The organism is Modestobacter sp. URMC 112, from assembly GCF_053502575.1.
Genome location: NZ_CP199957.1, coordinates 33694 through 55773, shown reverse-complemented (window position 1 = coordinate 55773; position 22080 = coordinate 33694). Strand labels below are relative to the sequence as shown.

25 protein-coding genes are annotated in these 22080 nt (G+C 75.5%); 10 read left to right on the top strand and 15 right to left on the bottom strand.

Translation table 11 applies throughout. The features are described 5' to 3' along the window. Positions 1-32: 32 nt before the first annotated feature. Positions 33-521, top strand: coding sequence for a hypothetical protein (locus ACWIX6_RS00275; protein ID WP_448614843.1), 489 nt, complete (start codon positions 33-35; stop codon positions 519-521). A 9-nt stretch (positions 522-530) separates the two neighbouring features. Here ACWIX6_RS00275 and ACWIX6_RS00270 read toward each other — a convergent pair whose 3' ends face one another. From ACWIX6_RS00270 to ACWIX6_RS00260, 3 genes are all read right to left on the bottom strand, one after another. Then, positions 531-1094, bottom strand: coding sequence for a dihydrofolate reductase family protein (locus tag ACWIX6_RS00270; protein ID WP_448614842.1), 564 nt, complete (start codon positions 1092-1094; stop codon positions 531-533). 56 nt (positions 1095-1150) lie between these two features. Continuing rightward, a complete protein-coding gene (locus ACWIX6_RS00265) occupies positions 1151-1837 on the bottom strand; it encodes a DUF5701 family protein (protein WP_448614841.1) in 687 nt (228 codons plus the stop codon). A 73-nt stretch (positions 1838-1910) separates the two neighbouring features. Further along, positions 1911-3203, bottom strand: a complete 1293-nt coding sequence (locus tag ACWIX6_RS00260) for an Nramp family divalent metal transporter (protein ID WP_448614840.1) — start codon at positions 3201-3203, stop codon at positions 1911-1913. Positions 3204-3383: 180 nt separating this feature from the next. On the opposite strand from ACWIX6_RS00260, the gene ACWIX6_RS00255 reads away from it, so the two are divergent. Further along, the gene (locus ACWIX6_RS00255) at positions 3384-3944 is read left to right on the top strand and encodes a dihydrofolate reductase family protein (RefSeq protein ID WP_448614839.1); all 561 of its coding nucleotides are present in this window, start codon (positions 3384-3386) and stop codon (positions 3942-3944) included. Here the strand turns inward: ACWIX6_RS00255 and ACWIX6_RS00250 are convergent. After that, entirely contained in the window at positions 3929-4561 is a 633-nt protein-coding gene (locus ACWIX6_RS00250; protein WP_448614838.1) for a GNAT family N-acetyltransferase, read from the bottom strand. The two genes, ACWIX6_RS00255 and ACWIX6_RS00250, sit on opposite strands and share 16 nt — an antisense overlap. Positions 4562-4726: 165 nt before the next feature. Between ACWIX6_RS00250 and ACWIX6_RS00245 the strand changes: the two genes are divergently transcribed. The 3 genes from ACWIX6_RS00245 (at position 4727) to ACWIX6_RS00235 (ending at position 6743) form a co-directional block, all read left to right on the top strand. Continuing rightward, the gene (locus tag ACWIX6_RS00245) at positions 4727-5329 is read left to right on the top strand and encodes an ATP-dependent Clp protease proteolytic subunit (RefSeq protein ID WP_448614837.1); all 603 of its coding nucleotides are present in this window, start codon (positions 4727-4729) and stop codon (positions 5327-5329) included. Between the two features lie 75 nt (positions 5330-5404). Beyond that, on the top strand, positions 5405-5917 hold the full coding sequence (locus tag ACWIX6_RS00240; RefSeq protein WP_448614836.1) for a VOC family protein: 513 nt from the start codon (positions 5405-5407) through the stop codon (positions 5915-5917). A 58-nt stretch (positions 5918-5975) separates the two neighbouring features. Next, complete coding sequence (locus ACWIX6_RS00235; RefSeq protein ID WP_448614835.1) at positions 5976-6743, top strand: MBL fold metallo-hydrolase; 768 nt, start codon at positions 5976-5978, stop codon at positions 6741-6743. Between the two features lie 3 nt (positions 6744-6746). Here ACWIX6_RS00235 and ACWIX6_RS00230 read toward each other — a convergent pair whose 3' ends face one another. Then, positions 6747-7268, bottom strand: a complete 522-nt coding sequence (locus tag ACWIX6_RS00230; protein WP_448614834.1) for a PaaI family thioesterase — start codon at positions 7266-7268, stop codon at positions 6747-6749. Between the two features lie 87 nt (positions 7269-7355). On the opposite strand from ACWIX6_RS00230, the gene ACWIX6_RS00225 reads away from it, so the two are divergent. Beyond that, the gene (locus tag ACWIX6_RS00225; RefSeq protein ID WP_448614833.1) at positions 7356-7928 is read left to right on the top strand and encodes a GNAT family N-acetyltransferase; all 573 of its coding nucleotides are present in this window, start codon (positions 7356-7358) and stop codon (positions 7926-7928) included. 17 nt (positions 7929-7945) lie between these two features. On the opposite strand, the gene ACWIX6_RS00220 is transcribed toward ACWIX6_RS00225, so the two are convergent. The 7 genes from ACWIX6_RS00220 to ACWIX6_RS00190 all read right to left on the bottom strand — a co-directional run bounded on the left by ACWIX6_RS00220 (position 7946) and on the right by ACWIX6_RS00190 (position 14998). Continuing rightward, positions 7946-9112: a hypothetical protein gene (locus ACWIX6_RS00220; RefSeq protein WP_448614832.1), complete on the bottom strand. Its 1167-nt coding sequence runs from the start codon at positions 9110-9112 to the stop codon at positions 7946-7948. Positions 9113-9196: 84 nt separating this feature from the next. Next, positions 9197-10156, bottom strand: coding sequence for a hypothetical protein (locus ACWIX6_RS00215; protein ID WP_448614831.1), 960 nt, complete (start codon positions 10154-10156; stop codon positions 9197-9199). Between the two features lie 143 nt (positions 10157-10299). After that, positions 10300-10938 carry an alpha/beta fold hydrolase gene (locus ACWIX6_RS00210; protein ID WP_448614830.1) on the bottom strand — a complete coding sequence of 213 codons (639 nt, stop codon included), beginning with the start codon at positions 10936-10938 and terminating at the stop codon, positions 10300-10302. 101 nt (positions 10939-11039) lie between these two features. Then, a complete protein-coding gene (locus tag ACWIX6_RS00205; protein WP_448614829.1) occupies positions 11040-11240 on the bottom strand; it encodes a hypothetical protein in 201 nt (66 codons plus the stop codon). A gap of 68 nt (positions 11241-11308) precedes the next feature. Further along, a complete protein-coding gene (locus tag ACWIX6_RS00200; RefSeq protein ID WP_448614828.1) occupies positions 11309-13042 on the bottom strand; it encodes a DUF222 domain-containing protein in 1734 nt (577 codons plus the stop codon). A gap of 112 nt (positions 13043-13154) precedes the next feature. Further along, complete coding sequence (locus tag ACWIX6_RS00195; RefSeq protein WP_448614827.1) at positions 13155-14177, bottom strand: NADP-dependent oxidoreductase; 1023 nt, start codon at positions 14175-14177, stop codon at positions 13155-13157. Next, positions 14174-14998 carry an SDR family NAD(P)-dependent oxidoreductase gene (locus tag ACWIX6_RS00190; protein ID WP_448614826.1) on the bottom strand — a complete coding sequence of 275 codons (825 nt, stop codon included), beginning with the start codon at positions 14996-14998 and terminating at the stop codon, positions 14174-14176. The genes ACWIX6_RS00195 and ACWIX6_RS00190 overlap by 4 nt, the downstream gene beginning before the upstream one ends. A gap of 47 nt (positions 14999-15045) precedes the next feature. On the opposite strand from ACWIX6_RS00190, the gene msrA reads away from it, so the two are divergent. The 3 genes from msrA (at position 15046) to ACWIX6_RS00175 (ending at position 18835) form a co-directional block, all read left to right on the top strand. After that, the gene (msrA, locus tag ACWIX6_RS00185; RefSeq protein ID WP_448614825.1) at positions 15046-15702 is read left to right on the top strand and encodes a peptide-methionine (S)-S-oxide reductase MsrA; all 657 of its coding nucleotides are present in this window, start codon (positions 15046-15048) and stop codon (positions 15700-15702) included. Between the two features lie 17 nt (positions 15703-15719). Then, positions 15720-16847: a class I SAM-dependent methyltransferase gene (locus tag ACWIX6_RS00180; protein ID WP_448614824.1), complete on the top strand. Its 1128-nt coding sequence runs from the start codon at positions 15720-15722 to the stop codon at positions 16845-16847. Between the two features lie 404 nt (positions 16848-17251). Beyond that, on the top strand, positions 17252-18835 hold the full coding sequence (locus ACWIX6_RS00175; RefSeq protein ID WP_448614823.1) for a methyl-accepting chemotaxis protein: 1584 nt from the start codon (positions 17252-17254) through the stop codon (positions 18833-18835). Positions 18836-18907: 72 nt separating this feature from the next. Here ACWIX6_RS00175 and pucL read toward each other — a convergent pair whose 3' ends face one another. From pucL to uraD, 3 genes are all read right to left on the bottom strand, one after another. Beyond that, positions 18908-19813 carry a factor-independent urate hydroxylase gene (gene pucL, locus ACWIX6_RS00170; RefSeq protein ID WP_448614822.1) on the bottom strand — a complete coding sequence of 302 codons (906 nt, stop codon included), beginning with the start codon at positions 19811-19813 and terminating at the stop codon, positions 18908-18910. Positions 19814-19908: 95 nt separating this feature from the next. Then, entirely contained in the window at positions 19909-20226 is a 318-nt protein-coding gene (gene uraH / locus ACWIX6_RS00165; RefSeq protein ID WP_448614821.1) for a hydroxyisourate hydrolase, read from the bottom strand. After that, the gene (gene uraD, locus ACWIX6_RS00160) at positions 20223-20729 is read right to left on the bottom strand and encodes a 2-oxo-4-hydroxy-4-carboxy-5-ureidoimidazoline decarboxylase (RefSeq protein WP_448614820.1); all 507 of its coding nucleotides are present in this window, start codon (positions 20727-20729) and stop codon (positions 20223-20225) included. The genes uraH and uraD overlap by 4 nt, the downstream gene beginning before the upstream one ends. A 45-nt stretch (positions 20730-20774) precedes the next feature. On the opposite strand from uraD, the gene ACWIX6_RS00155 reads away from it, so the two are divergent. Then, the gene (locus ACWIX6_RS00155) at positions 20775-21986 is read left to right on the top strand and encodes a DUF6986 family protein (protein WP_448614819.1); all 1212 of its coding nucleotides are present in this window, start codon (positions 20775-20777) and stop codon (positions 21984-21986) included. The last annotated feature ends 94 nt before the right edge of the window (positions 21987-22080 follow it).

Genomic DNA, 22080 nt, shown 5'->3' with positions numbered 1-22080 from the left:
GGGACCACCGCAGGGCGGGGGAGGATGCCGGCATGGCGGCGCGCAAGGGACCCCGGCGGCAGCCGGCACCGGCACTGGGCCACGGCGAGTACGTCGTCTACCCCGGCACCCGGGCCGAGGTCTACGACCTGCTCGAGCGGCTGTCCGCGGCCGCCGGCAACTCCCCGGACTTCGGCACCCCCGGCGTCAGCATGGACCGCACCCGGCTGACCGTCCGCTGGTTCGGGGAGCCACCGGCCGCGGTGGCCCGGGTGCTCGCCTCCGCCGAGGGGTTCACCGTGGCGGTGCAGCACACCCCGTTCCGCCCCGGCGACCTGCGGGACGAGGCGGACCGGCTGGCCGGTGGGCACGGGTCCGTCGTCCGGTCCGCCCGTGCCCGGCCCGAGGGGGACGGCATCGACGTCCTGGTCGCGCCGTCCGCCGTCGCGGCCGCGGGCACCCCGGCCGGGGCGCTCGCCGCGGCCGGGGTGGACAGCCCCTTCCCACTGTTCCCCGAGGAGGGGACCGAGCCGCCGGGGTGAGGCCCCGGCTCAGCCGGCGGCCGGCGCCGGGCCGTAGCTGAGGTGCACCACCCCGTTGCTCAGCGGCTCGGCGCCGAGCAGGGCCAGCGGCGTCCGCGGTGCCCCCTCGGGGAACAGCCGGATGCCCGCGCCCAGGGCGACCGGGTACACGTAGAGGTGCAGCTCGTCGACCAGGCCGTCGGCGAGCATCGCCCGCACCAGGGTGGCGCTGCCGCTGACGTACAGGTCGCCGGCCTCCTCCTCCTTGAGGGCCCGGATCCGGTCGGCGTCGTACCCGCCGATGGCCGTCGAGTTCCGCCACACCGCCTCGGCGTCGGACAGCGTCGAGCTGACGACGTACTTGCGGGTGTCGTTGAAGAACGGGGCGCCGGGGTCCTCCTCCACCGTGCGGGTCGACCAGGCCGGCGCGAACATCTCGAAGGTGGTGCGGCCGAGCAGGATGCCCGACGACGCCTCGGTCATCGCTCCGATCGAGGCGGACAGGTCGTCGGGGAAGCCGTAGTCGACGGTCCACATCGGGACGTCGACCACGCCGTCGACGGTGGTGAACTCGTGGACCTTGATCGCGCCCATCTGGTGCTCCTCAGCAGTTCCGGTCGGCGCCGTGGTGCACGGCGCCGGTGTGGGTGTCATCCAACAGACGGCACCCGGTGCCGGTTCTCATCGGTCCCCGCCGGTGCCGTGCACAGCGCGGTCCGGGCGGCCGTCGAGGCGAAGCCCAGCCAGGTGTGCCGGTTTCCGGCCCAGCACCAGCCCACCTTGGGCGCACCGCGTCGTCCCCGGCCGTCGCGGCCCGTGCCGTTGCTCAGCCACAGCGCCGGGGTGCGCGCGTCCAGCCGCCCGTCGGGCCGGCGCCGGCGGGAGCCGATCGTCATGAAGCAGTGGTTGCGCTCGAGCGCCCCGGGCTGCTGCAGCAGCCAGTGCAGTCCCTCGCCCAGGGTCAGCGGCGTGCGGCCGGCGGCGGTGATGGCCGGGAGGGCCTCGTCGGGGCTGCGGTTCGCCAGGGCGTCCCCCCGGTCCGGGGCGTCGAGGAGGTAGACCGGTCCGGCCGGGACCGGGGCCTGCTCGACGGGTGCGAAGTCGTCGACGTCGGTCATGTCGACCACCACGAAGGCCTGCCGGCCCTCGCGCTCCACCAGCGGCGTGAGCGCCGAGGCGGGCGCCAGCGCCGGGTGGACGACGAGCAGGGCGCCGTCCCGTCGTCCGGCGCGGGCCGCGGCCCCGCAGACCTCGGCGGGGGAGAGGCCGGCGACCCGGTGCACGCCGAGGGCGACCAGCCGCTCGGCCTGCGTGGTCAGGGGAGGGAGGGCGAGCACGGTGGACCTCCGGCGTCCGGGGAGAGGGGGGTCAGAGGGGAACGAGGCGCGGCCGGTGGCGGTTCCCGCCCGCTCAGCCCAGCACCAGGTCGACGAGCAGGTAGCCGTTCAGCCCGATGATGAGGGCGGCCACCAGCGAGCCGGCCAGCGTGGTGACCCGCCGGTTCACCCAGGCCCCCATCAGGTCCCGGCGGCTGGTCAGCCACAGCAGCGGCACCAGCGCGAACGGGATGCCGAAGGACAGCACCACCTGCGACCAGACCAGCGCCGTCGTCGGGTCCCCGCCCAGACCCAGGACCAGCAGCGCCGGGGCCAGCGTGACCAGCCGCCGGACCAGCACCGGGACGTGCCGGCGCAGGAAGCCGGCCATCACCACCTGCCCGGCGTGGGTGCCGACCGAGGAGGCGGCGAACCCCGAGGCCAGCAGCGCCAGCGCGAAGGCCAGCGCCGCTCCGGTGCCCAGCTGGTCGCCGAGGCCGGCGTGCACGCTCTCCAGCGAGGTGATCGCGGCGTCCCCGGTGAACAGCTGCGCGGCGATCACCAGCATCGCGGCGTTGACCAGGCCGGCCAGGCCCATGGCCAGCAGGACGTCGAGCCGCTGGGCCCGGAGCAGCCGACCGCGGCCGGCCGGGGTCCGCCCGGCGGTCACCGCGTCGCCGTACCGGCCGGGGGTGAGCGCCGAGTGCACGTAGATGACGTGCGGCATGACCGTCGCGCCGAGGATGCCGGTGGCCAGCAGCAGGCTGTCGGTGCCGGCCAAGCTGGGCACCATGCCCGAGGCGACGCCGCCCGGGTCGATGCCGGAGCCGACCAGCGTGTAGCCGAACCCCAGGCCGATCACCAGCAGCAGCCCGGCGATGACCCGCTCGAAGGGCCGGTGGCCGCGGGACTGGGCGGCCAGCAGCACGAACGCGACGACGGCGGTGATCACCCCGCCGACCGGGAGCGGCACCCCGAACAGCAGGTTGAGCGCGACCGCACCACCGACGATCTCGGCCAGGTCGGTCGCGATCGCCACCGCTTCGGCCTGCCCCCACAGGCCCCACACCACCGGTCGCGGCAGCCGTTCCCGGCAGCAGGTGGCCAGGTCCCGGCCGGTCGCCAGGCCCAGCTTGGCGGTGAGCGCCTGGATCAGCATCGCCATCAGGTTGGCCGCGACGATCACCCACAGCAGGGTGTAGCCGAAGGAGGCACCGCCGGCGAAGTTGGTGGCGAAGTTGCCCGGGTCCACGTACGCGACCGCGGCCACGAACGCCGGGCCCAGCAGCGGCCACAGCCGCCGCCTGCTCGGCGGGACGGGCGTGCGGGGCAGCGTGCGGGGCAGCGTGCTGGTGAGGACGGCGGCCTCGGTCTTCGACAGGTACACGGGGACCTCGCTGGGGGCGGTCAGGTGGGCGGTCGTTCCTGGTCTGCCCGCCGCACCCGGTCCACCCGGGCCGACCTGTGGCCCCCGGGGGTCAGGTCAGGCTGGCCTCGGCCGGACCGATGAGGACGGCGCCGCGGCGGGGTCCTCACCCCGGGACGACCCCCACCGGAGGAGAGACAGATGGGCAGGATCGTGGTCACCGAGAACATCACCGTGGACGGGGTGGTCGAGGCCGAGGGCGGGTGGTTCGCACCGTCGGACGCGGCCGAGGACGACCGGTCCGACGTGCTCGCCGTCGTCCAGCAGCAGGCTGCCGCGTCCGACGGCTTCCTGGCCGGCCGGCTGACGTTCGAGCAGCTGCGCGGGTACTGGCGCCACCGGGCCGACGACGGGACCGGGGTCGGTGCGCACCTGGACCGGGTGGCGAAGTACGTCGTCTCGAGCACGATGACCGATCCGCAGTGGGAGAACGCGACCGTGCTGTCCGGACCGCTCGCGGACGGGATCGCGGAGCTGCGGCGCCGGCCGGGCGGGGACGTCGTGACCACCGGCAGCATCACGCTGGTGCAGGACCTCGTCCGCCGGCGTCTGGTCGACGAGTACCGGCTCTTCGTCTTCCCCGTCGTGCTCGGCCGCGGACGCCGGCTGTTCCCGGACGGCGTCGGCGTCCCGGCCCTGCGGCTGCTGGAGTCCCGTCCGTTCCGCTCCGGCGTGGTCCTGCTGCGCTACGCGCCGGGCTGAGGTGCGCCGGGCCGGCGGACCAGCGTCCAGATGGGCAGCTCGTGGTCGACCGCGGTGCGGGTGGAGTGGGTGACGGCGAAGCCCACGCGCTCCAGCCAGCGCACCACGGTGGACGTGTACACGGTCGCCGCGGCCGGCACCCCCTCGGCGTCGCACCGGTCGAGCACCGGCCGCAGCACCGCGGCGCCCAGGCCCTGGTGCCGCGCGGAGGGTCGGGTGCCGACGGCGTGCAGCCACCAGTGCGGCTCCACCGGCCGGCCCGGCGCGCCCAGCCGCTCGCTGGCGAGCACCACCGGCTGGCGCGCGCCGAAGACCCGTGGCAGGTCCCGGTCGACGACCGCCTGGAGGTCGGCCGCCGGAGGACCGGTGTCCGGCGCCGCCCAGGCCGCCACGGAGGCGCAGTCGTCGGTGACCCACGCCGTCCCGGCCAGCACCGGGACCAGCCCGCCCCACAGCTCGGCCCACCGGCTCAGCCGCTGCGCCCGGCCGTCCTCCGGCAGTGCCCAGGAGGTCCAGCGGTAGTCGGGGTAGGCCGCGGCCAGGGTGGCGGCCATGCGCGGGACGTCGGCCCGGGTGGCGAGCCGGACGACGGGGCGGACGACGAGCGGCTCGGTCACTCCCCCATCAGAACACGACGGTCCGCGGCGGATCTGTCCAGACCATTCCTCTGTGGGCACAAGAAATGCGCGGACAGCTGAACAGCGCCATTCGGCATCGCATTCTCCGGCGCGCAGCGATTGGCTGTCCGTGCCATTCCGCGCCCTCACGAAGGAGACGACCCGATGAGTTCCGTGCACCTCCGCGCCGCCACCGACACCGCCGGCACCCTGGGTGACGCCGTCTACGAACGGCTGCTGCGGGAGCGGATCGTCTTCCTCGGCCGCGAGGTCGACGGTGTGATCGCCAACCAGCTGTGCGCCCAGATGCTGCTGCTGGCGGCGGAGGACCCGACCCGCGACGTCCACCTGTACGTGAACTCGCCCGGCGGCTCGGTGACCGCCGGGCTCGCCGTCTACGACACGATGCGGTTCGTCCAGTGCGACGTGGCCACCTACGCGATGGGGATGGCCGCGTCGATGGGCCAGTTCCTGCTGACCGCCGGCACCCCGGGCAAGCGCTTCGCGCTGCCGCACGCCCGGATCCTGATGCACCAGCCCTCGGCCGGCCTGGGCGGCACCGCTGCCGACATCACCATCCAGGCGGAGATGCTCGGCCGGCTCAAGCGGCAGGTGAACGAGCTGCAGGCCGCGCACTCCGGCCAGGACGTCGAGCAGGTCACCCGGGACTCCGAGCGCGACCGCTGGTTCTCCCCGGAGGAGGCGCAGGCCTACGGCCTGGTCGACGTGGTGCTCCCGGACGCGATGTCGCTGCCGCGGGGCCGCTGACAGCGGGTGGTGCGGAATGCTTGAACGTTCATGTACGTTGTGGCGAGCACCATCCCTTCTCCCGTAGGAGTCCCCGTGCCCGTCCAGCGTCTGAACCACGCCGTCCTCTTCGTCCGCGACGTCGACCGGAGCTCGGCCTTCTACCGCGACGTCCTCGGTTTCCGGGTGAAGGTGGAGATGCCGGGCCGGGCGGTCTTCCTGCAGGCCGAGGGGTCGACCAACGACCACGACCTGGGGCTGTTCCAGGTCGGCGCGGCCGCGGGCCCCTCGGAGGCCGGCCGGCGCACCGTGGGGCTCTACCACCTGGCGTGGGAGGTCGACACCCTCGGCGAGCTGGCCCGGATCCGCGGCGCCCTGACCGACGCCGGCGCCCTGGTCGGCGCGTCGGACCACGCCACCACCAAGGCGCTGTACGCGCAGGACCCCGACGGCATCGAGTTCGAGGTCTCCTGGCTGCTGCCCGCCAACCTGATCACGCCCGAGATCGAGGCGGCCGGGGCCACCACCGGACCGCTGGACCTGGAGGCGGAGATCGCCCGCTACGGCGCCGGGACCCGCGGCGGCGTCGGCGTCTCGGTGCCTGCCTGACCACCGTGCCGGGCCGAGCCCGGCACCCGGCCTGCGAGCGGTGTGGCACCGTGACCCCGTGCCCACCGACGTGCTCGCCGTCACGCTGACCGGCGGCCCCACCGCCTTGCTGGAGATCGGCGGGGCCCGGCTGCTGGTCGACCCCACGTTCGACCCGCCCGGCGACTACCCGCTGGGCGGTGGCCGGGTGCTGACCAAGACGGCGCCGGCCGCACTCACCGCCGCCGACCTCGGCCCGGTGGACGCCGTCCTGCTCAGCCACGACCAGCACCCCGACAATCTGGACCGCGCCGGCCGGGAGGCCCTTGCCTCCGCGCCGGTCGTGCTGACCACCGCGCTGGGCGCCGAGCGGCTCGGCGGCACCGCCCGCGCGCTGGCGACCGGCGAGACGGTGCCGGTCGGGCCGGTCCAGGTGACCGGCGTCCCGGCTCTGCACGGGCCGGAGGGCGCCGAGGCGCTCACCGGGCCGGTCACCGGGTTCGTGGTGCACGGCGCCGGCGTGCCCACCGTCTACGTCAGCGGGGACAACGCCTCGCTGGACTGCGTGGACGCCGTCCGGGCCGCGTTCCCGCGCGTCGACGTCGCCGTCCTGTTCGCCGGGGCCGCGCGCACCGCCCTGTTCGACGGCGCGCCCCTGACGCTGACCGGCGAGCTGGCGGCCGAGGCGGTCCGCCGTCTGGACCCCGCGCAGGTCGTCGTCGTGCACGTCGACTCGTGGGCGCACTTCAGCGAGGGCCCGGAGGCGGTGCGCGACGCGCTGGCCGCCGCGGGTCTCGACGGGCGGCTGGTGGACGTCGAGCACGGGGTGCGCACCCCGCTGGGCTGACCCTCAGCCGACCGTGGCACCCGGCTGCGGTCGGATCAGCAACACGCTGCTGACCGCGGTGGCGAGCAGCCGGTCGGCGTCGTCGACGAGGCGCGCCTCGGCCAGCCCGGTGCGGCCGCCCAGGTGGGTCACCGTGCCGGTGCAGCGGACCCGGCCGGTGTCGACGGTCATCGCGCGGAGGAACTTCACCGTCAGGTCCAGGCTGGTGTAGCCGACGCCCGCCGGGAGCAGGGAGTGGACGGCGCACCCGGCCGCGGAGTCCAGCAGGGTCGCGTAGACGCCGCCGTGCACCGAGCCGATCGGGTTGTAGTGGTACTCGGCCGGCACGAAGGAGAACTCCACCCGGCCCGGCTCGACGGAGTCCAGGACGAAGTCGAACGTGGCGGCCACCGGGGCGCCGGGCAGCCGGCCCCCGGCCACCGCGCGCAGCAGGTCGATGCCGGCCGAGCTCCGGGCGGCGTCCGCGCTGAGGGACGGGTCGGACCAGGTGTAGGTGCGTTCGCGGGCGGGTTCCGTCGTCGTCACGCCGCGGACGCTAGCCGTCCGGCCGCGGAGGCCGTTGCGTGCCCGTGGAGGGGCCCGGTGCGGTCGGTCGGCTGGGACCATGCGGGCATGGAGCCCGTCGAGCTGGCGGCCGGTGCGCTGCTGCTGCGCCCCTGGCGGGAGAACGACGTCCGGGCGGTCGCCGCGGCCCTCCGCGACCCGGCGATCCGGCTGTGGAACGGCGCCGGTGCCGGCTCGGACGAGGAGGTCGCGGCGATGCTGCGGCGGCGACGCGACTGGAGCGAGGGCGACCACGCCAGCTTCGCCGTGGTGTCGGCCACGGGGGGTGAACTGCGCGGGTCGGTCTCGCTGCACTCCATCGACCGGGACCAGGCCGACGCGGAGATCGGCTACTGGACGGTGCCGGCCGCCCGCGGTCAGGGCGTCGCCGTCGCAGCCGTGGTCGCCGTGTGCGGATGGGGCTTCCCGGCCTTCGGCCTGGACCGGATCGAGCTGGTGCACGCGGTGGAGAACCCGGCGTCCGGCCGGGTGGCGGCCAAGGCCGGGTTCGTCCTGGAGGGTCGGCTCCGTCGGTCCTACCGCTACGGGGACGGCGTGAAGCACGACGAGCTGCTGTGGTCGCGGCTGGCCGACGACCCGCCGCCGCCGGTGGCGCCGGGGCCCGGCCACCGCGTCGGGTGACCGGGCCCCGGTGCTGATCAGCTCGCTACGACGCCGCGGCGGGCCCGGATGGTGAGCCCCAGCCCGAGGAGCAGCGCGAGCAGCCCGCCGAGGGCCAGGGGCACGACGTCGGCGCCCGTCCACGCCAGCACCCCGCCGGGCCGGCCGGCAGCACTGCCGGTACCGGCGCCCGTGCCGGCCGCCGTGCCGAGCGCCGTGCCGAGCGAGGTGCCGAGCGCCGCGGCGGTCGTGCTGACCGTGCCCAGCGGGCCTCCCGCGCCGGCCGTACCGGCCGTGCCGGCCGTACCGAGTGCCGCGTCGACCGCACCGTCCGACCGCGCCGGCCGGACGGTGCCGCCGGTCGGGCCGGTCGAGCCGGTCACCGGCGACGTCGGCAGGTCGAGTCCGCCGCCGGCCGCCGGAGCGCTGCAGGTGGCGGCGGCATCGCCGAGGACGCCGATGCCGCTGCCGCAGACGCCGACCCGGGCGTCCCCGTCGACCAGCGGGGGAGTCCCGCCGGTCGTGGAGTCGCCGGTGCCCGGGTCGGTGGCGGTGCAGTCCGCGGTGGCGTCGCCGAGGACGGCGAGGGCGTTGCCGCAGACGGTGACCGGAGCATCGACGTCGACCAGCGGGGGAGTCCCGCCGGTCGCGGGACCGCCGGTGCCCGGGTCGGTGGCGGTGCAGTTCGCCGTGGCATCGCCGAGAACGGCGACGGCGTTGCCGCAGACGGTGACCGGAGCGTCGACGTCCAGCAGGGCGGCGTCGATCCCGCTCGCCGCGGGAGGCCCGGCGTCCCCGCGGGCAGTGGCCTCACCGAGGACGGCGACGGCGTTGCCGGTCACCGTGACCGGGACGTCCGCGACCACCGCAGAACCGTGCCCGCCGCCCGCTGCCGGTCCGGGTGCCCCGGCCGGCTGGGCGACGTCCAGCCCGGCCACGTCGGCGCTGTTCCCGCCGACGGTGACGGGCGCGGACACCGTCGCGGCGCCGAGGTCCACGTGGACGAGTGCCTCGACGGCCGGGAGCGGGATCTCGGGAGCCGTCGTCCCCGGGCTGGTGCCCAGGACGGCCACCGCGTTGTCGGTGACGGTGACCGGGACGGTCACGTCGATGCTGTCGTCGGCGGAGGCGGTGCCCGAGCCGGCGGCCAGCAGGCCACCGGTGAGCAGGGCAGTCCGCAGGCCGTGCCTGATCCACACGTTCATGGGAGTCCTTCTCTCTCTGACTGGGGAACCGGTCCGGTGGGGACCGGGGATGGCCGCGTCAGCGCAGGGCTGACCGGAGCCGGCTCAGTCGGGGGAGGAGGACGGTTCAGAGGGGAGGGCGGCCGCGGCGTCGCGTGCCTCCACGGCCGCCGCGCCGAGCGCTGACGCGGCCGCCGCGAGCACGGCTCCGCCGAGGTCGGCGGACGGCTGGTCGGGCTGATGCGGGCCCGCGTGCCCAGCCGGACCGGGGACCGGCGCGGGCAGCGCCGGCGGGTACGCCGGCAAGGGCGCAGGCGACGTCGGGGTGCTGGTCGGGGTGTGGGTCGGGGTGGGGGTGCCGGGCACGGTGGCCGGCGACGCGTCCCGGTCGGCGGCGAGCTGTGCGGGCACCGCCGCGCTGCTGGGCGCCGAAGGGTCCTGCACCGCCGTCGCCGGCACCGCCGCTTCCAGCACCGCCGTCTCCGGCTGCGCGGGCTGCCCCGCGGGGGCGGCAACCCGGGATACCGGGAGGGCGGGCGCCGGCGCGTTGGTGGGCACGGCGAGGTCGGGAGCGCGGACCTCGGGAGCGCGCAGCAGCGGCGCGGGCGCCGGCACCGCATCGACCACTCCAGCCACCACCTCGGCGACCGGGGCGCCCACCTCGGCGACCGGAGCGACCACCTCGACAACAGGAGCGACCACCCCGGTCACCGGGGTGACCACGTCGGCGACCACGTCGGCGACCGGGGCGCCCACCTCGGCGACCGGAGCGACCACCTCGACAACAGGAGCGACCACCCCGGTCACCGGGGTGACCACGTCGGCGACCACGTCGGCGACCGGGGCGCCGGCTGGTTCGAGCGGGTGCAGGACCGGTCCGGCCAGCGGGTCGACGGTGGCGAGGGCGGCCTGCACCGCGGGTACCGGCACCGGTGCGACCTCCTCGGCCGAGGCCGTCGCCTGGCCGAGGAGCCACATGCCGACGGCCGCACCAGCGAGGGTCAGCGCTCGGACGGCAGCCCGGGGGAGGACGGCGCGGTGCACGGTCGGGTCGGACTCGGACATCGCACCTCCTCCACGTCGGGTGACCCACTTCATACCCACAGTGAGCGCGGTGGAGAACGTGGCGGATGGGTGACCGACGTCGCCCGATCCGGTCGGATCGCCGGCCGGGCGGTGACCGGCAGTGACGAGCGGGGGCCGGCCGATCAGAGCGGGACGGCGAGGCCCTCGGGTGACTGCTGGGCGAGGGCCGCGGTGATCTCAGGGCGCATCGGCTCGAGCCCCGCTCCGGCCAGGACGACGTCCCGGGTGAAGGTGTGCCACCGGTGGGCCCGCCGCAGCATGCTGTGGCCGCCGGCGACGGTGAACCGGGCCACCCGTGCACCCGCCCGGCGGGCGCGGACGCCGAAGTCGGCGGAGAGCCGGGCCGGGACCCACCGGTCGCCGCGTCCGTGCAGGATCACCACGGTCTGGTCACGCAGGTGCATCACCGGCTCGCCCGGTGGGGTCCAGGGAGCGAGGGCGCACACCGCGGTGACCTGCGGCTCGCCTCCGGCGCGCAGCGCTGCCCGGCCGCCCATCGAGTGGCCGACGAGGACCATCGGCACGTCGTTGCCGTGCTCGGCCCGCAGCTGCTCGAGCGACCAGCGGACGTCCTGGTAGGCGTCGGCGGCCTCGCCGTTCCAGCCGGCCAGCCGGTAGCGGACCAGGGCGGTGGCGATGCCCCGCTCGGCGGTGGTGGCGTGCACGAACTGCTCGATGGCCCGCATGCGGGCGAGCGAGAGGGCGCGCTCACGGGGTGGTTCGAGGCTGGCGACGGTGCCGCCGTGGCAGAAGAGGGCCACGGCACGGGTCTCGTCCGCTGCGGGGCGCTGTTCGAGGACGGGGGTGTCCAGGGGGTCCTCCGGTGGATCGGCGTGGGACGTCGAGCTGGTCGTCGGGTGGGTCAGTGGCGACGGCCGCCGCGGAGCCGGGCGCGTGCCCGCTCGCCGAGCTCCCCGGCCCGCAGCAGGCCGTTGCTGACCGCCGAGGGTCCGTTGCGGCGCTGCAGCGCCTCGCCGACGCGACGCAACAGGCCGGTGGCCAGCGGGACGAGGAAGGTCAGGAGCACCCAGGTGCGGAACCTGCGGGTGAGGAAGAGCCACATGGTGCTGAGACTGCCCTGACGCCGTCCGCGCCAACCGGCCGGCCCGCCAGGCGGGTCTCCGGTGGACGTCAGAACGGCGGCGGGTCGGGGTCCGCCTGCCGTTGCGGTGCCGGGCGTCCGGGTGCGCCTGGCTCAGCCTTCGGCGGCTTCGTGAGGTCGTCGTCGGTGCCGTGTCGGGGTGGGTGGGTGGTGGCGGTCCGTCCGGTGGGGGTCCGCCAGTGCAGGGCGCCGTCGGGTCCGGTGGTGACCGACCAGCCCGGCGCCTGGTGTCGGAGGCGGTGGTGGTGTCGGCACAGGCAGGCCAGGTTGGCCGCGCTGGTGGCCCCGGCCGGCCAAGGGGTGGTGTGGTCCAGGTCGCCGCGGGTGGCGCGGGTGCGGCAGCCGGGGAACCGGCAGCGGCGGTCGCGGTGCCGGACGAACCGGTCCAGCCCCGGCCCGGGCCGGTAGCCCGGGGAGGCGGGTGGCGGGCCGAGCCCGCGGCCGGCGCGGGCCGCGCCCTGGAGGGTGGCGGCGTCGGTGAGGCAGGCCAGCGCGCCGGTGAGCTCGTCGACCAGCGCCAGCTGCGGCCGGTGCTCCAGGGCTGTCCCCGCCACCTGTCGCACGCCCAGCAGCTCGGCCAGCGCGGCGACACGGTCGGGTGCGGGCGCGGTGCCGGAGGGCGCGGGTTCCGGCACAGTCGGTCGCGCGGCTGAGCCCTCTTCCGGCAGCAGGCCGAGGGTGGCGGCGAGTCGGCGGACCATCACCGCGGGCACCAGGTCCCCGTCCACCTCCCCCGGCTCCTGGGCGTCCGCGCCCTCACCGAGCAGGGTCTGCACCGCCGCGACCACGGTCAGCCGGGCCTGGACGGGGGCCAGGCCATGCTCCCCGGGCCGCAGCACCAGGTCCACCAGGCAGTCCGCCATCCGCTGCGCCTTGCTCCGCCCGTCGCCGGGTTCGGCGGCGGCGTCGGCGTAGCGGGACAGTGCGTCGTGCACCGCCCGGGCCACTGGGCCCGGCAGCACCGCTGCCACCGAGGCCATCCCGTCCTCCCCCGGGTACAGCGCCACCCCCCGCTCCCGGACCGCGGCCGCGACCCGCCGGCTGATCGCCTCGGCGTCCAGCCGGGCCACCACCCGCCGCGCGGCCTCCCGCAGCTGCGGAGGCGTCTTGCCGGCCACCCGGGCCAGCAGCCGCCGCTCAGCCTCCGCCCGGACCACCGGGTCCGGCAGCGGCGTGACCAGGTCGCACAGCACCTGCGCGTGCGCCCAGTGGATCTCCCCGGCCTCCAGGGCGGCCAGCGTGCCCGGCAACCGGTCGACCAGCTGCAGGGACTCGGCCAGCAGCCGGGACGCCGCCGCGCCGGTCATCGACAACGCCACCGCCACCTCGTCGACCGCCCACTCGCTCACCGCTCCCAACACGGTCGGGCGGGCCGCCCGGGACGCGACCGCCGCCGCACCCACCTCCGCGTCCGGCCGGTCCAGAGATGCCGGCCGGGACCGGGCGAACGCCACCAGCGCCCGGGCCCGCACCGCCTGCTCCCGCCCGATTGCCGCCTGCGCCGCGCGCACCTGGTCGAGCGCCGCGAGTCCCGCGCCGAACTGCGCGTCCCACTCCAGCGCACCCGGGAGAAGAGCATCGGGAGCGGGCGCCGGGCGCCGGGCGTGCCAGCGGAAGTCGTCAGCCAGCTCCACGGGCGGCCCGACCGGCACCTTCAGCAGCACCGTCACCGGCGCCGCCGAGGACGCCAGCAACTCGCGCAGCCCGGCCTCGAACGACGACCCCGCCCGCGGGGGCAGAGCGGCAGCGGAGTCGTCGAACACGTGTTCGATCCTACCGGCTGAGTGGTGCTCTGACCAGCCGGAACAGCTACCTGTGGACAGCCGTGCGCGCAGGCGTGCGGCCGACCGGGGAGGAGTCTCGAGCGCGCCGCGGTCAGGCCGGGTCGGGCGCCAGGCGGACGACCATCTTCCCGGTGTTCGCACCCCCCAGCATGGCCAGGAACGCGGTGACGGCGTCGTCCAGGCCGTCGACCACTGTCTCGCGGGCCACCAGCTCGCCGGACCGGAGCAGGGCCGACGTCTTCTCCAGGAACTCCGGTCGGGCGTCCGCGTGGTCGCTCACGATGAACCCGCGCAGGGACAACCGCTTGCCCACGAGCAGGAACATGTTGCGCGGTCCCGGGGGCGGCTCGGTCGCGTTGTAGCCGGAGATCGCCCCGCACAGCGCGGCCCGGCCGTGCTGCCTGAACGCGCCGATCGCCGCTTCCAGGTGCTCGCCCCCGACGTTGTCGAAGAAGACGTCGATCCCGTCCGGCGCCGCCGCCGCCAGCGACGACCGCACCGGCCCGTCGTGGTGGTCGAAGGCGGCGGTGAACCCGAGCTCCCCGGTCAGCCACCGGACCTTCTCCGGCGTCCCGGCGCTGCCGATGACGGCCGCGGCGCCGTTCAGCCGGGCCAGCTGGCCGACCATGCTGCCCACGGCGCCGGCCGCACCGGAGACGAACACCGTGTCGCCGAGGCGGAACTCCGCCATCCGGAACAGCCCCACCCACGCGGTCAGCCCCGGCATGCCCAGCGCACCCAGGTACAGCGACAGCGGCAACCCCGGCAGGGGCTCGACCACCGACACCGCGGAGGCGTCGAGCACGGCGACGTCCCGCCAGCCCGAGCCGTGCAGGACGAGCGCGCCCTCGGGCAGCGCGGCATCGCGGGAGGCGACCACCTGGCCGACCGCCCCGCCCTGCATCGTCTCGCCCAGCTCCCACCGCGGCGCGTACGAGGGCCCCTCGTTCATCCGCCCGCGCATGTACGGGTCGACCGACATGGCGATGGTGCGGACGACGACCTGCCCGGGCCCCGGGTCCGGCCGGGACCCCGTCACGAGACGGAAGTCCTCGGGCACCGGCTCCCCGTGCGGCCGGCGGACCAGCTGCCACTCCCTCGTGGGGACGCTCACCGCGGGAAGTCCGGCTCGTTGCGCGGCACCACGAACACCTCGGGCACGAAGCTGGTGTCGGGCATGGTCACCATGGTCAGCACCATCCGCGCGACGTCCTCCGGCGGCATCATCCGGTGCCCGGGGATCCCCCAGCGCTCCATCATCGGGGTGTCCATCGCGGCCGGGACGATGCTGTGCACCCGGGCCGGGAACGGCGTCTCGGCGCCGTCCGGGCCGACCGTCGCCTTCTCCCGGAGCTCGCGCTGGATGCAGCGCGTCGCGCTGCGGAACGCCGCCTTGGAGCTGTTGTAGGCGATCGCCCCGCTGCCCGAGGTCACCGCCGACAGTGATGTCACGTGGACGACGTCCGCCGTCGTCCCCGCCGGCCGGTGCTGGACCACCTTGAGGAACTCGCTGGTCAGGAACACCGGGCCCTCGCAGTTGACGGCGTGCACCATCCGGTAGTCGTCCAGGTCGATGTCCGTGACGTAACCGGGACGGTCGATGCCCGCGACGTTCACCAGCAGGTCGAAGCGGTTCCCGTGCCGGCCGAACAGGTCGGCGACCACCCGGCGGCGGACGGCGTCCTGGGTGACGTCGAGCTCGACGACCTCGGCGGTGCCGCCGGCCTCGGCGACGGCCTTGGCCGTCACCTCGGCGCCCGCGGTGTCGATGTCGCCGAGGACGACGGTCGCCCCCGCCCCGGCCAGGGTGGTCGCCACCGCCCGCCCCAGCCCGCTCGCCGCTCCGGTCACCAGGGCCACCCGGTCGGTCAGCTCCGTTGTGCTCATCTGCTCCCGTTCCTCGTCCAGCCGGCCGCCGTCGGCCGGAGCAGTCACCTTGGCGCAGGTCGGGACAGCTTGCAGGGCGGACCTACAGTTGGGCCATGTTCTTCTCCTCCCGCGCCAAGACCCAGCCGGTCGCCGCGGAGGACGCGCTGGCCGGCCGTCCCGAGCCGCTCCCGTACGTCCCCGAGGTGCACGCGGTCAACGGCAACCGCATCCAGCCCCCGTTCCCCGACGGGATGCAGACCGCGGTCTTCGCCGCCGGCTGCTTCTGGGGCGTCGAGAAGGTCTTCTGGGAGCTGCCGGGCGTGTACTCGACGGCCGTCGGCTACGCCGGTGGGTACACCCCCAACCCGACCTACGGCGAGGTCTGCTCCGCGCGGACCGGCCACGCCGAGGTCGTGCTGGTCGTCTTCGACCCGGCGCTGACCTCCTACGAGCAGCTGCTGAAGGCGTTCTGGGAGGACCACGACCCCACCCAGGGCATGCGCCAGGGCAACGACGTCGGCACCCAGTACCGCTCGGCGGTCTACACGCAGGGTCCGGAGCAGGAGGCGGCCGCCAAGCTCAGCCGCGACCTGTACCAGGAGCGGCTGACGGCGGCGGGCTACGGGGAGATCACCACGGAGATCGCCCCGCTCGACGCCTTCTACTACGCCGAGGCCGAGCACCAGCAGTACCTCTACAAGGTCCCCAACGGCTACTGCCCGGTGCACTCCACCGGCGTCTCCTGCCCCGTGGGCCTGCCCGGCGTGTAAAGGGCAGAGTGGACGGCGTGACCGCCGCTCGCTCCGACTTCTTCGACCAGCTCCGTCGCGCGCCGGACGTCGAGGCGCCGGAGCTGGTCGCCGTCGACGCCACCGACCGGCTGCTGCTGGACGAGGCGGCCGCGGACCTGGCGGCCCATCGGGGGGACGTCGTGGTCCTCGACGACTCGCACGGCGCCCTGACCCTGGGCGCGGTCGCGCTGCACGGGGCGACCGGGGTCCGGGTGCACCAGGACCTCCTCCTCGGCGAGCTCGCGCTGGCGGCCAACGCTGAGCGGACCGGCCTCACCGGCCGGTACCGGTCGCTGCCGCTGGGCCCCGAGCTGGTGCGCGGGGCGCGGGTGGTGCTGGCCAAGGCGCCCAAGAGCCTGGACGCCCTCCGGGAGCTGGCCGAGGTGGTCGCGGGCGGCGTCCACCCGGAGGCGACGCTCTACGTGGGCGGCCGGGTCAAGCACATGACCCGGGCGATGAACGACGTGCTCGGGGACTGCTTTACCGACGTCTCCGCCACGCTGGCCCGGCAGAAGTCCCGGGTGCTGGTCGCCCGCGGCCCGCGCGAGGTCACGCCGTCCTTCCCGCGCTGCCGGGAGCACGCCGACCTCGGCCTCACCGTGTGCGCGCACGGCGCCGCGTTCGCCGGCAGCAAGGTCGACCGGGGCACCCGTGCGCTGCTCGCCGCGATGCCGGCCGCGGTCCCCGGGGCCACCACGGCCGTCGACCTGGGCTGCGGCACCGGGTTGCTGGCGGCTGCGCTGGCCAGGGCCCGGCCGGACCTCGCGGTGCTGGCCACCGACCAGTCGGCGGCCGCGGTCGCCTCCGCTCGTGCCACGGTCGCCGTCAACGGCCTGACCGGCCGGGTGACGGTGCAGCGAGACGACGCCGCCGCCACCGTGCCGGACGCGAGCGTCGACCTGGTCGTCTGCAACCCGCCGTTCCACCTCGGCGCCGCGGTGCACACCGCGGCGGCCGAGCGGGTCTTCGCCGCCGCCGGCCGCGTGCTGAGCCCGGGCGGCGAGCTGTGGTGCGTCTACAACTCCCACCTGCCGCACCGCGAGTCGCTGCGCCGACTGGTCGGGCCCACCCGGCAGGTCTCGCGCGACCCCGTCTTCACGGTCACCGCCAGCACCCGCCGCTGAAGAAGGACCCCCTCCTGCCGACCCCTCGCAGGCTCGGGGCGGTGCCCGGGAGGGGGCCTGACCTCCTGCCGACCCCTCGCAGGCTCGGGGCGGTGCCCGGGAGGGGGCCTGACCTCCTGCCGACCCCTCGCAGGCTCGGGGCGGTGCCCGGGAGGGGGCCCGACCTCCTGCCCACCCCTCGCAGGCTCGGGGCGGTGCCCGGGAGGGGGCCCAGGGTCACCGGCGGCTGCGTCCGACCCCGATCTCGTGACCGGTCCCTGCGTCCCGGGGCGGTCCGCCGACCGATCCTCACCGGTTCTTGAAAATTGGTGAAGACATCGCGGTCCGGATGCACTGCCGGCCGCTGGTGCCGATGTACTACCCAACGGGCGAACACAGTCACCCGGCGCGCTCGAGGAGAGCCGATGTCCCGCAATCTCTGGTCCGACCGTCCGCTCGGCGTGAAGCTGTCCGCCCTCGTCGCGGCCGCGGCCCTGGTCCTGCTCGTCTTCGCCGTGATCACCGTCCAGGCACTGCAGGGCACCGGTGAGCGCACCGAGGTGCTGCTGGCCACCACACAGGCCACCGAGCAGGCGCTGGAGGCGGACATGATGCACGACGCCGTGCGCGGCGACGTGCTGCAGGCTCTGCTCACCGGGACCGGGCCGCAGTACCAGAGCGCGGTGACCGACCTCGAGGAACACGGGACGACGATGCGAGACATGATGGCCGGCATCGTGGCCAACCAGCTGGGCGACGACGTGAACGCAGCGGTCGCCGAGGTGGCGCCCGCGGTCGACGCCTACCTGGCCTCGGCACAGGAGATCGTCACCACCGCGGGGCAGGACCCCGTGCTCGCCCGCAACAGCTACCCGGCCTTCCTGCAGGCGTTCGAGGCCCTCGAGGCGTCCCTGCCCAGCGTCGGGGACGCCGTCGGCGAGCACGCCACGAAGGCCGCCCAGGCCAGCGCCGACCAGCGCGCCACGGCGATCACCTCCGCGCTCGCCGTCGCCGGCGGCGGGGTGCTCCTGCTCGGCGCCCTCGGCTGGGTCGTCACCCGCTCGGTGGTGCGCCCGCTGCAGCGGGTGTCGCTCGTGGTCGCGGGGCTCGCCGACGGCGACCTGCGCGGCACGACCGGCATCACCAGCAAGGACGAGGTCGGCCGGATCGCCTCGGCGCTGGAGGTCTCGATGGGCACCATGCGCGGAGTCGTCTCCACCATCGGGGGCAGCGCCAACACCCTGGCCTCGGCCACCGAGGAGCTCTCCGCGACGGCCGCCGGGATGACCCGGCTGGCCGCCGAGTCCGCCACGCAGACCGAGGTGGTGGCCAGCACCGCCGGTCAGGTGTCCGGCAACGTGCAGACCGTCGCGGCCGGCACCGACGAGATGGGTGCCTCGATCCGGGAGATCGCGCAGAACGCCACGGACGTCGCCCAGGTCGCCGGTCACGCCGTCGGCGTGGCGAGCACGGCCACCGCCACGGTGGCCAAGCTCGGGGACTCCTCGCTGCAGATCGCCTCGGTGGTCAAGGCCATCACCGCCATCGCCGAGCAGACCAACCTGCTGGCGCTCAACGCCACCATCGAGGCGGCCCGGGCCGGTGAGGCGGGCAAGGGCTTCGCCGTCGTCGCCAACGAGGTCAAGGAGCTGGCCCAGGAGACCGCCAAGGCGACCTCGGACATCACCTCCCGGGTCCAGGGCATCCAGGACGACACCCAGGACGCCGTCCAGGCCATCAGCGAGATCGCGTCGATCATCGCCCGGATCAACGACGCGCAGACCACCATCGCGGCCGCGGTGGAGGAGCAGACCGCCACCTCCAGCGAGATGAGCCGGAGCGTCGCCGCGGCCGCCTCCGGTGTGCACCAGATCGCCGGCAGCATCGACTCGGTGGCCGAGTCGACCGGGTCGACCACCCGCGCCGTGGCCGAGGCGCAGACGGCCATCGACGAGGCCGCCCGGCTCGCCGCCGACCTCTCCACCGCGGTGGCGCGCTTCCGCTACTGAGGAAGGACCCCCCTGCCCCCCACCGCTCGCAGGCTCGCGGCGGGCCCCTGCAGGGGGGCCTGGCCCGCCGGCTTAGACGAAGCCCGGAGTGCCCAGCCAGGCTGCGTCGGCCGGGGGGAGGTCGTCGCGGAGCACGGTTCCCTCGATCAGCCCGTAGGGGCGGTCGTCGGCGTGGTAGACGACCGCTCCCTCGCCGTCGAGGTCGTTGGACAGCCCGAAGGCGGACAGGTCCTGCAGGAAGTGGTGCTTGTTCGGCATCGACATCCGCACCTCGGCGACGTCCGGGTGCTGCTCCAGGACCGCCTCGCCCATCGCGTACAGGCTCTGCTGCAGGGCGAGGGAGTGCGTGTCGGCGAAGGTCTCCAGCAGCGTCGTCCGCACGCCCGCGAAGACGGCGTCCCACTCCAGGTCCGACGAGGTGTACCGCCACCGGGCGGTCACCGCCGTGGCCAGGATCCGGTCCCGCGTCTCGGGCAGGGTGGTGTACCGGTCGACCGGGTAGCCCCAGAACTCCGACCCGGTGGTCTTGAGGACGACGAGGTCCGTCAGTCCAGCGAGCACGTGCAGGTCGTCGCCGTCGGCCGTGACCACCGCCGTCCGCACCTCCCCGCCGGCCCTGCGGAAGGCGTGGTCGTGCGGCCGCCCGCCGACGGCGATCCGGTCCCAGCCGTAGGACTCCACCGCCACCCGGGCGCCGCTGACCCACTCCGCCGCGCCGGTGAAGTGCCGGGCCAGCCGCAGCCCGAAGGCCTCCGGCGGGCCGACGCCGTCCCGGGCGAAGGCGAACACGGTGTTCTTCTGCGTGTCCGTGGTCAGCACGTGGCCGTTGTCCCCGGAGGTGTGCGCCGCCGCGAAGTCACCGCGCAGGCTCACCGAGACGTTCAGGTCGACCAGCGAGTGCCGCGGGGTGGCCCGGTCGACGGCCACCACCCGGACCTCCGCCTTCCCGTACTGGTTGGGGCCGAGCACGATCGCCATGGGGAGAGCCTCTCTGGTCCGGGTGCCGGCATGGTGCGCGGCCCCCTCCAGGGCACCGCCCCGAGCTCGCGCGGGGTGGGGTGGAGGGGGTCCTTCTAGGAGCCGCGGTACGTCGAGTACGCGAACGGGGCCAGCAGCAGCGGGACGTGGTGGTGCTCGGCCGGTTCCCGGACGGCGAAGGTCAGCACCACCTCGGGGTAGAAGGTCGCCCGGCCCTGCCCGGCGAACCACTCCCCGGTGCCGAACACCAGCCGGTGCGCGCCGGCGCCGGTGGACCCCTCGGTCAGCCGGCAGCGCCCGTCGGCGTCGGTGGTGCCCTCGGCGAGCAGCTCGTCGCCGGCCAGCAGCCTCACGGTCACACCGGCCGCCGGGCGGCCGGTCACGGAGTCCAGCACGTGGGTGCTCACGCTCATGGCTGCACGATCCCCCGCACCCGCAGCTCGGTGATCTGGGCGAGCTGCTCGGTCACCTCGGCCCGTTCCTCCGCCGGCGGGTTGCCCAGCCGGCGGCGCAGCTCGGCGAGCATCTCCTCGGCCGAGCGCCCGGCGGCCCGGATCAGGAAGACGGTGTCGAAGCGCTCCTCGTAGGCGCGGTTCCCCTCGAGCACCGCCGTCCGCAGGTCGTCGTCCGCGTCGTCCATCCCGCTCTGCTCCCGCCGCGAGGCGGACGCCTCGGCCGAGCTGCCGGCCACCCGGTCCCCGATCCGCGGATGGGCGGCCAGCGCCGCGGTCACCTCCGACCAGTCCAGCGACCGGCTGACCTCCCCGGCCCGGGCGACCAGCGCCTCCGCGGAGGGGTAGGGCCGGCCGGCCAGCACCTCGGCGACGAAGCGGGGCGCGGCGTTGCACGCCCGCAGCACCTCGGCGGCGCGCTCGGGCGGCGCGGCGTTGACGACGTCCAGCTGGGGATCCGGCACGACTGGGAGGATGCCAGGAGAGGACGCCAGGAGAGGATGCCGGCCATGGTGCCCGAGGAGCTGCTCGCCGAACTCGACCGCCGGCTGGCCCCGGTGGACGCCGCGCGGCTGGCCGCCTACCCGGGCGAGTCGCCGGCCCGGCAACCGGTGCACACCTGCTACGTCCCGGCCGACGCCGTCGTCCCCGGGCTCACCTCCCGCTGGGGGACGGCGGCGCTCGCCGCGCTGGACGAGCACGGCCTGCCCGACCTGGGCCTGGACCCGGCGCTGCTGGAGGCGGTGCTGCCCCGGGTCCGGGCCAAGCTGGCCGACGAGCCGGTGGAGGACCTCCGGGTCGACGCCGAGGACGGCTACCTCGGCGGCCCCGACGCCGAGGACGACGACGTCTCCGCCGCCGCGGCGGTGCTCGCCGCCGAACCGGACCTCCCGGTGTTCCTGGGCACCCGGGCCAAGTCCCTGGAGGGCCCGACCCGGCGCCGCGGGGTGCGCTCGCTGGACCTCTTCCTGACCGGCCTGGCCGCCAGTGGCAGGGAGCGGGCGATCGTGACGCTGCCCAAGGTCACCGCCGTGGAGCAGGTCGAGGCCTTCCTGCCGGTGCTGGACGCGCTGGAACAGGGCTGCGGCATCGGGCTGGACCTCGAGCTGCAGGTGGAGACACCGCAGGCGGTGCTCGGGGCGGACGGCAGGACCACGCTGGCCCGGATGCTGCACGCCGGCGCGGGGCGGGTCACCGGCCTGCACTACGGCACCTACGACTACAGCGCCTCGCTGGGCATCGCCGCCGCGCACCAGGCCTCCGACCACCCGGCGGCCGACGCCGCGAAGCAGGCGATGCAGGTCGCGGTGGCCGGCACCGGCGCCCGGGCGGTCGACGGCTCGACCAACGTGCTGCCCGTCGGCGACCGGGAGCAGGTGCACGCCGGCTGGGCGCTGCACGCCGGCCTGGTCCGCCGGGCCCTGGAACGCGGCTTCTACCAGGGCTGGGACCTGCACCCGGCCCAGCTGGTCACCCGCTACGTGGCCACCTACGCCTTCTTCCGGGCGGCGCTGCCGGCCGCCGCCGCCCGCCTGGACGCCTACGTGCACAAGGTCGCCGGCGGCGTGCTCGACGAGCCGGCGACGGCCCGGGCGCTGGCTGCCGTCGTCCTCCGCGGCCTGGACTGCGGAGCGCTGGACGGGGCCGAGGTGGACGCGGCTACCGGCCTGGACCGGGCCGAGCTGGACCGGCTGGCCGGTCGCCGGACGCGGTCCGGCTGACGGTGGCCCCGTCCCTCTCTTGGGGGGCGGCGGCAGTGGCCCCGGACACGTCCTCGACAATGCGAGCAGTCGTTCCCCGCTCGAGAGGTCGGTG

Coding starts and splice junctions, on each gene's coding strand:
- pucL (WP_448614822.1), bottom strand. CDS start 19,813: ATGGCGATCGTGCTCGGCCCCAACCAGTACGGGAAGGCGGAGGTCCGG.
- ACWIX6_RS00245 (WP_448614837.1), top strand. CDS start 4,727: ATGAGTTCCGTGCACCTCCGCGCCGCCACCGACACCGCCGGCACCCTG.
- uraH (WP_448614821.1), bottom strand. CDS start 20,226: ATGAGCGTGAGCACCCACGTGCTGGACTCCGTGACCGGCCGCCCGGCG.
- ACWIX6_RS00270 (WP_448614842.1), bottom strand. CDS start 1,094: ATGGGCGCGATCAAGGTCCACGAGTTCACCACCGTCGACGGCGTGGTC.
- ACWIX6_RS00205 (WP_448614829.1), bottom strand. CDS start 11,240: ATGTGGCTCTTCCTCACCCGCAGGTTCCGCACCTGGGTGCTCCTGACC.
- msrA (WP_448614825.1), top strand. CDS start 15,046: ATGTTCTTCTCCTCCCGCGCCAAGACCCAGCCGGTCGCCGCGGAGGAC.
- ACWIX6_RS00255 (WP_448614839.1), top strand. CDS start 3,384: ATGGGCAGGATCGTGGTCACCGAGAACATCACCGTGGACGGGGTGGTC.
- ACWIX6_RS00275 (WP_448614843.1), top strand. CDS start 33: ATGGCGGCGCGCAAGGGACCCCGGCGGCAGCCGGCACCGGCACTGGGC.
- ACWIX6_RS00155 (WP_448614819.1), top strand. CDS start 20,775: ATGGTGCCCGAGGAGCTGCTCGCCGAACTCGACCGCCGGCTGGCCCCG.
- ACWIX6_RS00225 (WP_448614833.1), top strand. CDS start 7,356: ATGGAGCCCGTCGAGCTGGCGGCCGGTGCGCTGCTGCTGCGCCCCTGG.
- ACWIX6_RS00215 (WP_448614831.1), bottom strand. CDS start 10,156: ATGTCCGAGTCCGACCCGACCGTGCACCGCGCCGTCCTCCCCCGGGCT.
- ACWIX6_RS00175 (WP_448614823.1), top strand. CDS start 17,252: ATGTCCCGCAATCTCTGGTCCGACCGTCCGCTCGGCGTGAAGCTGTCC.
- ACWIX6_RS00220 (WP_448614832.1), bottom strand. CDS start 9,112: ATGAACGTGTGGATCAGGCACGGCCTGCGGACTGCCCTGCTCACCGGT.